Genomic DNA, 11370 nt, shown 5'->3' on the forward strand with positions numbered 1-11370 from the left:
ACACCATTAACTAGATTAGATTTAACACGATAATTGCGGTACATTGCATCACAACAAATATTAACTAATGTCCGAAAAATCATCAAGCGTTTTTCAGTATTTCCCCATTGTGCTTTATCATAATTCCAATACACCATTTCCTGAGAGTCAAAATCTAGTTGACTCTCCCCTCTATTCCCCGTCGATACGATAGAATGTCTAGAATTTTTTAATTTCTGGTAAGCATTTAATAAATTGTTTTTGAGCAATTCTAACGGAGAATAATGTTCAGAGTTATCTAAGGGATTATAACTCTCTAGAAGTTTCGACTTTAATTGAATATAGTTCTGTCTACGATATTGAAATTCAGCTAATCCTAGTATCTCTTTGACTCCTAATTGTTCTAAAATTTTGACTGCTTTTTTATAGCTACTTCGACTATCATCAAAACCAAGGGAAAGTAATACTTTTTGTAAGCGAGTAAAACTTTGACATTTAGTTGCTCTGTTGCTTTGAATATAGTTCCAGTCAACACAGTAAAAAGATGAAATTCTTAATACTGTTGTTAAGTCCAAGTTTTTCTTTGCAAACAGCCTATTAACAATTTTCAAGGCAATTACACTATATTTTTCTTCATTATCGACATTGGAACTAACGAATATTTCATTAGGTTTTGGTAAATTCTGAGTTGTTATAAAAGACGAACTAGGAGAATCATCTAAATTATTTTCAAACATTAAGTCTTGAGATGATTCAGTTTCAACACTAGATTCTAGTTTTAGGGAAGGTTCATGTTGCTGAATTGGGGTCTTAATAGCTCCAACAATTAAAAATCCCAATAATTTTATAACTTGTTTTAAGTTTTCTTCCTCTCCTTTTTTATAAATATGATTTAAAGTGTAGATTTCTAATAACTCACAAGCAGTAGCAGCAATCATTCTTGCATTAGAAACATGAATTTTATGACTTTTTAGTTCTATAAGAATATCATTTAACAGTTGAGGAAAATTTTCGATATCTGATAATAACTCAGGATTTAATGCTTTGTTCGTATCATAATTATCACTATTCTCTGCTTTCTGCTTAACTGCTTTTAAAAATTTATCTAACAGAATTTTATTGGATGAGGAAGAAACCGACTGTGACATAAAATTAATCCTAATCTATCAAACTTATTTCTAAATGTGAGAGCAGCTTTTTTAACTTCTATGAACCTTAGAAGTTGTAATATAGGTTATTGTGGCTATTTTTATAGAAAATCACCCAGCAGAGTACAAAAACGTTAGGTATATAACTATCGATTAAATAGGTAGCCAAAGCTGACAAAAGCTTTTATCATAGAGGCTTGAGTATCTTCAAGGTGTTAATCAAATCAAGAGAAACGTCTCTCCTTATCTGTTAACGATGTTATTAGGATACCCGCTAACAACCATAAACTCTTTATGGCAGTCAATTTTTCTGATAATTCTCTGAAAATGAGACTAATTTAGTTTTTTTGTACTTATGCCCTGGTTAATTAAAAAAATAGTCTCTTTTCTTTCGGTATATTATGCTCATATGTTAGAGTATCGAGCAGAAATCTTCTTTTGGGTGCTTTCAGGTTCCCTTCCGATCATTTTAATGGGAGTATGGATACAAGCTGCTCAAGGGGGAAATTTTTCTTTAAGTTCAGTAGAATTTGCTCGTTATTTTTTCTGTGTTTTTCAAGTGCGTCAATTTACCAATGTTTGGGTCATTTGGGATTTTGAAAAAGAAGTAATCGAAGGGAAATTATCTTTTAAACTATTATATCCAGTTGATCCAGCTTGGTATCATGTAGCCAGACATATTGCTGAGAAAATCACCCGATTTCCTATTGCTATTTTGATTACCTTATTATTCTTTTGGTTATATCCTCAAGCCATTTGGATACCCAAGGTAAGCAACATTATCTTAGGACTAATGGCAGTTATTTTATCGTTCACATTAAGGTTTATTATTCAATATACTTTAGCCATGTTTTGTTTTTGGATAGAACGGGCTAGTTCAATTCAGCAATTTTGGTTTTTATTTGACATTTTTTTGTCAGGAATAACAGCCCCTTTAGATGTATTTCCCCCTAGTATTCGAGATATTGTTTTATTAACACCTTTTCCTTACACTGTTTATTTTCCAGCCTCTTTATTTATTAATCGTTCCCTTGATATTACACTAAGTTTTATCATTATGTTAACCTGGATTACAATATTTTTTGTTCTCAACCGTTGGCTATGGAAAAAGGGTTTAAAGCAGTATTCAGGAATGGGAGCATAATCAAATCAAAAGTCAAAAGTCAAAAGCTATAAATATCCCGTTTTCATTTGAGTTGTAAACTGGCTAGTTTAGTAAGTCAGGAGTAAATTTTCACACTTCATTTGTCAACACTATATATAATTAAATGAAAAAAATCATTACTATTTTTTTAACAACTTTATTAGTAATATTGTTTATTTTTAATCTTTCTATTATGAGCCAAAATTCTACAGAAATACTTTGGGATACCTGGGGAGTTCCTCATATTTATGCCTCGAATAATATAAGTCTATTTAAAGCATTTGGCTGGTCTCAAACCAAAAGTCATGGTAACTTACTATTAAAATTATACGGACAAGCCAGGGGAAAAGCAGCAGAATACTGGGGCATTAATTATCTAGAATCTGATCAATATGTCAGAACAATGGGAATTCCGAAAAGAGCGCAACAATGGTATGAAAAACAAAGTCCAGAAATGCAAACCTATTTAGATAGTTTTGCCCAAGGAATTAATGATTATATTCAACAATATCCTGACCAAATTGAAGAAGATTTAAAACAAGTTTTACCCATTACAGGAACCGATATCTTAGGACATTTTCAACGGGTTATTTATTTCCATTTTTTAACGAAACCTCAAGAGATTAAAGCCTTGCAAAATTTACCCTCACAAGCTGGTTCCAATGCTTGGGCGATCGCACCTCAAAAAGCCTTAAATAATCATTCAATTTTATTAGCGAATCCCCATTTACCCTGGTCAGATTTCTATCTCTGGTACGAAGCACACTTAACAGCCCCAAATCTCAATTTATATGGCGCAACTCTGGTAGGAATGCCTGCATTAGCTATTGGTTTTAATGATAATTTAGGCTGGACAGTAACTGTTAATCCTATCGATAATGCCGATATTTATAAATTAAAACTGCAAGAAGAAAATTATCAATTTAATGGAGAAACAAAATCCTTAAAACAAGAGATAGAGAGCATCAAAATTCGTCAACCTGATGGAAGCTTTACAGAATTACAAATAGGTATCAAACAATCGATTCATGGCGTAATTATTGAACAACAAGAAAATATCGGTTATGCCTTGAGAGTCGCAGGGTTAGATCGTCCCGAAAGTTTAGAACAATTATGGAACATGGGACAGGCTCAGAATTTGAACCAATTTGAAACAGCTTTACAACAATTACAACTCCCTTTATTCAATATCGTCTATGCCGATAAACAAGATAATATTATGTATGTTTTTAATGGTTTAATTCCCATTCGTTCCCAAGGAAACTGGGAAAATTGGGGAGGCATTATCTCAGGAGATACCTCAGAAACCTTATGGGAAAATTATCATGAATATGAACAATTACCTCGTATTGTTAATCCTGAAAATGGCTGGTTACAAAATACCAATGATCCCCCTTGGACTAGCACTAATCCTCCTATGTTAAATCCAGAAGACTTTCCCCCTTACTTTGCCCCAAAATACTTAGGACAAGTAACCGATATTTTGCGATCGCAGCGTTCAATTGAGTTATTAACAGAGTCTGATCAACTCAGTTTAGAAGACGTAATTAACAAAAAATTCTCATCAAAATTACTGATCAGCGATCGCCTGTTAGATATTCTTATTTCCACCACCAAAGCATTAGCTAACCCTATCGGAATAGAAGCAGCAGAGGTTCTGGATAAATGGGATCGTCAAACTAACCCCGACAGTCGCGGTGCGGTACTCTTTATGTTATGGGCAACGACCTTAGAATCAAAAGGACTCTTTTCCAAACCCTGGAACCCCGAAACCCCTTTAGATACCCCGACAGGATTAGCTGATATTAACACCGCAGTCGCTGTTTTAGAAGGGATCGCAGCACAGGTAGAATTATTGTACGGTTCCCTAGATGTTCCCTGGGGAGAAGTTGTCAGAATGCGCATAGGAGAGCAAGACGTACCCGCTAGGGGAGGACCTGGGAAATTAGGAAGTTTTCAGGTGTTAGGGATACAAGCAGCCCAAGATAAGACATTTCAAGTGGTTTTTGGGGACAGTTTCATGATGGCCGTAGAATTTTCTGACCCTATTCAAGCCCAAGGATTAACTGTTTATGGTAACGCCACTCAACCCAATTCACCCCATAGAGGGGATCAACTATCCTTATACCAACAAGGGAAAATGCGCCCCATTTGGCGCGATCGCCCTATGGTTGAACAAAATTTAGAATTAGAGGAAATTCTTTGATAGATAGACAAAATTACTCACAAACACCCTTCAAAAGTTATACACGAAGTTATACATGAAGTTATACCTTGGGCTAACACCATATTCCTAGATTGTGGCTTTTAATGGAAGTGTCAGTACATTTAACTAACTAAATCTAGCCATGAGTCTACATAAACAATTGTTATCTCAGTATTTACTTCCTCTAGCTGTAACAGGAGTAACTACCATTGGTGTTAATACTGTTTTCGTTTCTCAAGTGTCTGCTCAAGTCTCTCTGGTTCCTCAACAAGAAGGGGAAATTTTCTTAAATAATGGACTTGGAGACTTTAACGGCAGTAATTTTAGCTGTTTAGATGGGAATAGCTCTCCTACTTGTATTAATTTGACTACTTCAACTGCTGGACTTATTTCTTCAGTTGTCAGTCTCTCAGATAATAGTAGTGGTGAACAAAGTCGTCTTTTCGTAGACAACTTATTAACTGCGAGTAGTTATGGTGGAGGTGTTGTCTCTTTTGGAGCAGGAGATAGAGGGACAAATCCCAGTGGATATTGGTTCCGCCCCTCAGAAGTCAATGAAGAAAACGGTCAATTAGAAGTGGGGACTTTCAGATTCGAGTTTGCTCAGATTATTCCCGAATTAACAGTCCATTATTTTGATACAGAAAGAAATGGTGAGACAGGGGTAGATGACGGGACTAACTCTTTTGGCGTTACCGGTGTTAACGCTGGAGCAACCCTTCTCTCAGGATTTAACCCTGTACCCGCAGGCCCCGATAGCAACATTCGTAAACAAACTTGGGGTAATGTTAGCTTTATTACTCTCACGTTAGGCTTCGATAAGCCTAATTCAACAGGTGATGGTGTTGATTTCCAACTAGAGACACCACCTAACAGTGGAAATCCCGCTGCTGTTCCTGAACCCTTGACCATTTTAGGAGCCGGTGCTGCTATGGGTTTTGGTGGTTTCTTCAAGAAAAAACTAGCTAAATCCTCCAATAAAGAAAATAAAGCTTAGGTTTTCCTGAATTTTAACTTTTTTGTCTCATCAACTTGCTTTTTGAATCCTTTGAAACTCTAATGAGTAGAGATTTACTATCCCCATCCAGCTATCATCTCTTAACTCTGGTTTTTATCTAATATCTAATTTAAGACCATAAAGAATTCTGGCGATGTTAATATACAAAAAATTTTCTAAGTGATTTTTATACTCTTAATAAAGTAGTCAACAAATAAGGAACGGGTCAAGATTTTTGTTAAGATGTAACTAACCAGTAAAGTTATTGTTATTTATCGTCTCCAACTTCCTATGACGAGTGTAATTACAGTCGAAAAAGAAAAATTAGACAATCCTCCTTTAGATATTCATGTTCTCGGCGATCGCGCTCTCCGTCAACCAGCTAAGCGCATCACTAAAGTAGATGACAGTATTCGCAAATTGGCCAAGGAAATGCTGCAAACCATGTATAGTTCTCATGGTATTGGTTTAGCTGCACCACAAGTGGCTATTCATAAACAATTAATCGTTATTGACTGTGAACCTGATAACCCTGAGAATCCGCCTTTAATTTTAATTAATCCCAAAATTACCCGTGTTTCTGAAGAATTATGTGTGGTAGAAGAGGGATGTCTCAGTATCCCCGGAGTCTACTTAGATGTGACACGACCAAAAACTATCGAGGTTTCTTTTAAAGATGAACAAGGAAAACCTCGGAAAATTCAAGCCACTGATTTATTAGCACGAGTTATTCAACACGAAATGGATCACTTGAATGGGGTTATGTTCGTTGATCGCGTTGAAAATGATTTGGCTTTAACGGAAAAATTGCAAGAAAAAGGGTTTTCAAGAGGAGCCGTTAAACCTGTAAAATGATAAAGAATTAATCAATCTCTAGCGGTCTTCTTCTGAAGAATCGCTTAGTTCATGTGCAGAATTATTAACATTAATGATTGTTTCAGGTAAGGAGTAAAAATTGTGACCCCAAAAAGCGGTGTATTTTTATTAGGATCATGTATTACAGCTATTGCTGGTGTTGGGTCTATATTTGAATTATCATCAGGAACTCCCGATTTAGGAAATTTCAAAACCGGAGTCATTTTAGCTTTAAGTATTCCCCTAACTATCTTGTTTTTTGTCGTAGCTGTACAAGATACTAGGGCAAATATGAAATAATACAGTTATTGGTTAAAGAAAAAATTGGTTTTTTTATTAAAACTAAGGTGTCCGATAGGATTATTAAGTAATGGTTTCTCCCGTCTCAGGATTATTACGGACACTCACATAGATAATTTTTTAAAATCCCGCAATCATTCTGATTTCTTGGTAACGCATAATGGGGATGATAAAGGCAAGGGAATGTAATGATTCTTCAACTTTTTTTCCAAATAACCCCTTGCTAGGTCAGTTATGATAACAATGTTAGGTTAATCAATCTGAATAACTATCATGAATTTTACTTGTAAATTTTCATCAAGATAGAAAAAATAAATCAGATAAGATTAACCTAAGATTAAAACTTTTGTCTATCATATTCCTGGCATTTTTCCCTAAACCCTCGAACTTATTACGGAATCATTGACAAATTCTATTTCTTTATCACAACTATTGCCTTATTAAAGTAATAAGGAATACATTATGAATGTAACATATTATACCATAAAGAATTTCGTCTTAGGCTGTGGATCTTATGAGCCTGTTTCTATTTCTAAATGGTTCAAATCTCCAGGATCAAGAATGTTACAATCCTTACGAAATCGCCTAGAGCAACAAGAAATTAGCGATCGCACCTTTGCTCACCGTGTCTGCCGTCTGATCCCGGCTCAATGTCCTTTTGAACGAAAAATTGAGTTTTTTGGTTACGTATTAGTTAGTATTCCCCCTCTATGTAAACTCAATCCCCTATACGAAGACTTAATGTCATTACGCTTCCGCGCTCTTTGTTATCTCGCTGAGGAATGGGGAGAAGATATTAGTCAATACTGTTAATAAGTGATACTAATGTACCCAAATTTTTTCAAATAGTGTACTATGCCTATAGTTACACATTCTTGGGAGCGAGAACAACTATGGCAATTATTCCCCTGAAAGCATGGTATTTAGGGCAATATGAACCGTTACGGGATGTCATTCAGCGTCCCCCAGACTTACGGTTAAATCGGAATAGTTTACTAAAATCTGCCCTGAGAGCCGACTTTTTGGACGACAAAGAAGTCATTCAACAGTCTGAGTGGTTTCAACGTTATTTAGAAGGGGAAGCCGTAGAATTCTATATAGAAGGTAGTGGCGGTTATACCATCGCCAACCTCGATCTTGTCTCCCAAGAATTGTATCTGAGTAAGCAGGACATTGCAGCAACCTTAGAACCGATCATCTTTTTCAGTGGACAGACAGAATATCCCCACTCTAGTAAAACGATTCAATCTGTCTTAGAAGATGCTATCAAGCAGTATAATCAGCGATCGCGTTATCCCCTCAAGCTAGAGGTTACTCCTCGTCCCCCAGATACTCCCTTACGACTCAGTGACAGTCAACTGCGGAAACTGCGAAAAAGTTTATTATTAGTGGTTGACGGGACTCCTATTACTCAAATCAAACAAGAAGAAACGTCTCGTTTAATTCCTAGTCCTTATATTTGTACAGAACTCGGATACGCCTTACAAAATAAACGAGGGGGACAAATCTTATTACTCTATCAACAACGATCTGACTGTTCAGGACAATGGCCCTTTGATCTCCCCTCTCATCAACAACTGGAATTTAAAACACCTGAAGACTTATCTCAAACCTTACCCCAAGTCATCGAAGCTTTATTACAACGCTTCAAATTAGCCCCTTAGTCACGGATAATAGGAAATAAGAAAGTATCTAGGAGCCTTAATTATGCCCAGAAAAGCTGACGAATACGCCGTACACTTATTCCTTTCTAGTGGCCACCGTGAAGAAGTGCGTTTTGCTGAAATTCAAGACTTTCAAAAATGGTATAGTAGCGAAATTGTTCCTAATTTTGATTCTGACCAATTCATCAATGTTCCTATCAAAAACATTCAGGGAGAATATATGGTGGTTCGTCCCTCAAGTATTATGGCGATTCGGGTTGAACCTGTATTCTTTGGTAGTGTAGAACGGGCTTAAACAAAAGGTGTTAATCTGATGACAATTTCCATAATAGAGGTTTTCTAACCGCTTCTAGTTGATAGTCTTCACTTAGCTGAGTCTTGAGATTTTCAGAGGGTTGATACAAAAAGATGTCGCTGTATCCTTCCTTTATTAATGGAACATCAGGTTCTACAACTAACTGAAACTTAACTTTAGGATCAAGCAAATGGCTCAAAGAAATTACATTAGGGAACCAAACATCACTGACAATAAGGGGCTGGGAAGATTTATTGATCATCGTGGCTAATTCATGATTTATATTTTGGGGATCTTTATTCCACCAAACCTGAGCATTAGCAATCATAGTAGAGGAAATGACACCCAAAGACACAACAAAGACAAGAATAAACCTCCAGAATATTTGTTTTCCAGTCTGTAGGGAAATCTGGAAATTTTTCCTAACCAAGAGATAAGCAACTGCTAAATGGACACCAATAAAATAAGGAATCAGATATCGGGTTACAGTGATTCTATTTGTCCCTAATAATAGGTCAATTACAAATAGAGAAATCAAAGGAACAAAAAAAGAGCTAAAAATAAAAGTACGACTGATTTTATCTCCATTAAGATACAAAAAGTAAAAAGAATAAAAAATTAAACCAATAATCAATAACAGAAGGAAAGAAAAAGGAATTAAATAAACTTTGGGACTGCTTGGATCGAGATCAAAATCGACAAAAAATAAAGTTAAACTTCTAATCCATTTAATTAAATATCTAGCCATTGACATCTTATCAGCAGAAAAAGTTTTCTGGATACCTTCTTTACCTTGGATGACAAGATATAGCCAAGGAATAAAAGCAACGATTCCAAATATCATTGAAGCTACATATCTTCGTAGATTTTTTGTTAAGCGTAAACCTTCTGTTAAGATTATATATATACCATGAGAAAAATAAACTAAACAAGTCAGAAAAAAGGAATATAATCCGAACGTAACTGAAATAGCGTATAAAAACCAGCTTTGATAACTCTTTAGTTTAATAGCCCGTAAAAATAAAACAGATGATAATAAAGTGGCTAAGGTATATAAACTATAAGGCCGTGCTTCTTGAGCATAAAGAACATGAATAGGAGAAATACTCAATAATCCCACTGACATTAAAGATATTATACGAGACTGAAATAATTCTTGTGCCAACCAATACATTAGAGGCAATGTTAACAAGCTAAATACCACAGATAAACTGCGGATTACTGTAATAGAATTACCAAAGCACTGTGTCCAAAATCGCAGTAAAATAAAATAAAGTGGGGTCAATTGTGGTTCAACAATGGCGATTCTTTTAACCGTATCAACAACAGTTTTTTGAGAATCTTCTTGTGGATTTTGGTATTGCTGCAATTCTTCAATTCCGATCTCATCTCCATTGAGAATTTGATTGGTAACTTCTTCACTGCTATAACCCGAAAGCTGAAGGGATGTAAAGGTTTCATCATACCAATAAGCTTTTATGTCAAGATTAATGATACGACAAAACACACCAATTATAATTATCAGAACTATTAAGTAAGACCACCAGGATTTAAACATTTATTTACTCCTTGCCAAAAAAAAACTAAGCATATAGAATAACATACATTGAGTTATAGAAGCTCAGGATAGTATATTACATTGAGTTTTTATTTATTGATCGAATATACTAAATATTACCTCTTACATAAATAAAAAATAAATGCGTTTATTCTACAATTTTAAGAGCAACAAGTTAACTAGAAATGGGTTACTGATACTTGCGATTATTGTATTTTGTTTGAGCTTGATATATTTAACAACAAAAGTATTCATCAAAGTTCCTGATGCTCAAGGGTTAGATTTTCGTTTCTTATGGTTAGCAGGAAAACTTTGGGGCGAAGGAAAAAACCCTTACGACAACATGATATGGGTTAGTGAATACAAAAGTTTTTTCGGTTATGAAAAACCTAACTGGGCTTATCCACCTCATTTTGCTCCAATATTAATGTTTTTAGCAATATTCCCTTTTAAAATAGCGGAATTGTTATGGCGAGTTATCAATTACTCATCTTTGATTATCATAATTATCATGACTGGGCTATGGATAAAAAATTATAAAGTGAAATTAAATTTTTGGAAAGATATAAGATTTTGGATAGGAGCTTCCTATTGCTGTTTATTACAATCAACTCTTATCGTCTTTTCTTTAGGACAAACCTCTATTATTTGCGTGTTAGGACTTGTTTTAATTTTATATGGAGCTTGTCAAAACTATCTTATATTGGGAATAGTTGGAGGCTATTTATTATCAATAAAACCTCAAATCGCTATAGTTATTTTAACAGCTTTGTTTTTTGCAGGACATCATAGAATAGTTGCAGGGAGTATTGTATTAATTACGTTAGCATCGGCTTTAGCATTCTACCAAACTGGACTATCAGAAAACATCCAAGGTTTTTTAACTAATTTATCAGCCTATTCTCAGGAAAAAGTTAATCAACCCCCAGATTTAACAGGATTAGTTCATTTAATCGACTATTTTTTGTCCATTCAAGTATCTTCAAAAATAATGGCTCTTTTTGGTGTAATATTAGGCACATTATGTGGATTTTTGATTAGTCGAGGTCGCACAAATTCTTTGATAAAGTTAGGTTTTGATGGATCAAAACCTAACTTTTTTCAGATAGGCTCTATTATACTCACTGTAATAGCTACAGGATTTTTGATGCCTATACACGTTTATGATTTTGTTATTTTTCTACCCATTGTTATAGCCTCATTATATTTACCTTTTCGATATAG

General features: G+C 34.9%; 11 protein-coding genes. 9 read left to right on the forward strand and 2 right to left on the reverse strand.

Annotation, left to right across the window (positions count from 1 at the left end; genetic code table 11):
* Positions 1–1127: hypothetical protein (locus CY0110_RS26540; protein WP_008278744.1), on the reverse strand; the 1127-nt coding region annotated here is incomplete at its 3' end.
* Positions 1128–1482: 355 nt separating this feature from the next.
* Between CY0110_RS26540 and CY0110_RS26545 the strand changes: the two genes are divergently transcribed.
* The 8 genes from CY0110_RS26545 (at position 1483) to CY0110_RS26580 (ending at position 8588) form a co-directional block, all read left to right on the forward strand.
* On the forward strand, positions 1483–2271 hold the full coding sequence (locus tag CY0110_RS26545; RefSeq protein ID WP_008278745.1) for an ABC transporter permease: 789 nt from the start codon (positions 1483–1485) through the stop codon (positions 2269–2271).
* A gap of 193 nt (positions 2272–2464) precedes the next feature.
* Positions 2465–4477: an acylase gene (locus CY0110_RS26550; protein ID WP_456297544.1), complete on the forward strand. Its 2013-nt coding sequence runs from the start codon at positions 2465–2467 to the stop codon at positions 4475–4477.
* 142 nt (positions 4478–4619) lie between these two features.
* On the forward strand, positions 4620–5474 hold the full coding sequence (locus tag CY0110_RS26555; RefSeq protein WP_008278747.1) for an LEVG family PEP-CTERM protein: 855 nt from the start codon (positions 4620–4622) through the stop codon (positions 5472–5474).
* Positions 5475–5765: 291 nt separating this feature from the next.
* Positions 5766–6329 carry a peptide deformylase gene (gene def, locus CY0110_RS26560; protein ID WP_008278748.1) on the forward strand — a complete coding sequence of 188 codons (564 nt, stop codon included), beginning with the start codon at positions 5766–5768 and terminating at the stop codon, positions 6327–6329.
* 102 nt (positions 6330–6431) lie between these two features.
* The gene (locus tag CY0110_RS26565) at positions 6432–6629 is read left to right on the forward strand and encodes a hypothetical protein (RefSeq protein WP_008278749.1); all 198 of its coding nucleotides are present in this window, start codon (positions 6432–6434) and stop codon (positions 6627–6629) included.
* A gap of 462 nt (positions 6630–7091) precedes the next feature.
* On the forward strand, positions 7092–7442 hold the full coding sequence (locus CY0110_RS26570; RefSeq protein WP_008278750.1) for a Mo-dependent nitrogenase C-terminal domain-containing protein: 351 nt from the start codon (positions 7092–7094) through the stop codon (positions 7440–7442).
* 80 nt (positions 7443–7522) lie between these two features.
* The gene (locus tag CY0110_RS26575; protein WP_008278751.1) at positions 7523–8293 is read left to right on the forward strand and encodes a hypothetical protein; all 771 of its coding nucleotides are present in this window, start codon (positions 7523–7525) and stop codon (positions 8291–8293) included.
* A 43-nt stretch (positions 8294–8336) separates the two neighbouring features.
* On the forward strand, positions 8337–8588 hold the full coding sequence (locus CY0110_RS26580; RefSeq protein ID WP_008278752.1) for a hypothetical protein: 252 nt from the start codon (positions 8337–8339) through the stop codon (positions 8586–8588).
* A gap of 10 nt (positions 8589–8598) precedes the next feature.
* Here CY0110_RS26580 and CY0110_RS26585 read toward each other — a convergent pair whose 3' ends face one another.
* Entirely contained in the window at positions 8599–10146 is a 1548-nt protein-coding gene (locus CY0110_RS26585; protein ID WP_008278753.1) for a glycosyltransferase family 39 protein, read from the reverse strand.
* A 142-nt stretch (positions 10147–10288) separates the two neighbouring features.
* Here CY0110_RS26585 and CY0110_RS26590 point away from each other — a divergent pair.
* Positions 10289–11370 (forward strand): glycosyltransferase family 87 protein (locus tag CY0110_RS26590; protein WP_008278754.1); only part of this gene is annotated, 1082 nt, incomplete at its 3' end.

Source organism: Crocosphaera chwakensis CCY0110, from assembly GCF_000169335.1.
GTDB classification, from domain to species: Bacteria; Cyanobacteriota; Cyanobacteriia; order Cyanobacteriales; family Microcystaceae; genus Crocosphaera; species Crocosphaera chwakensis.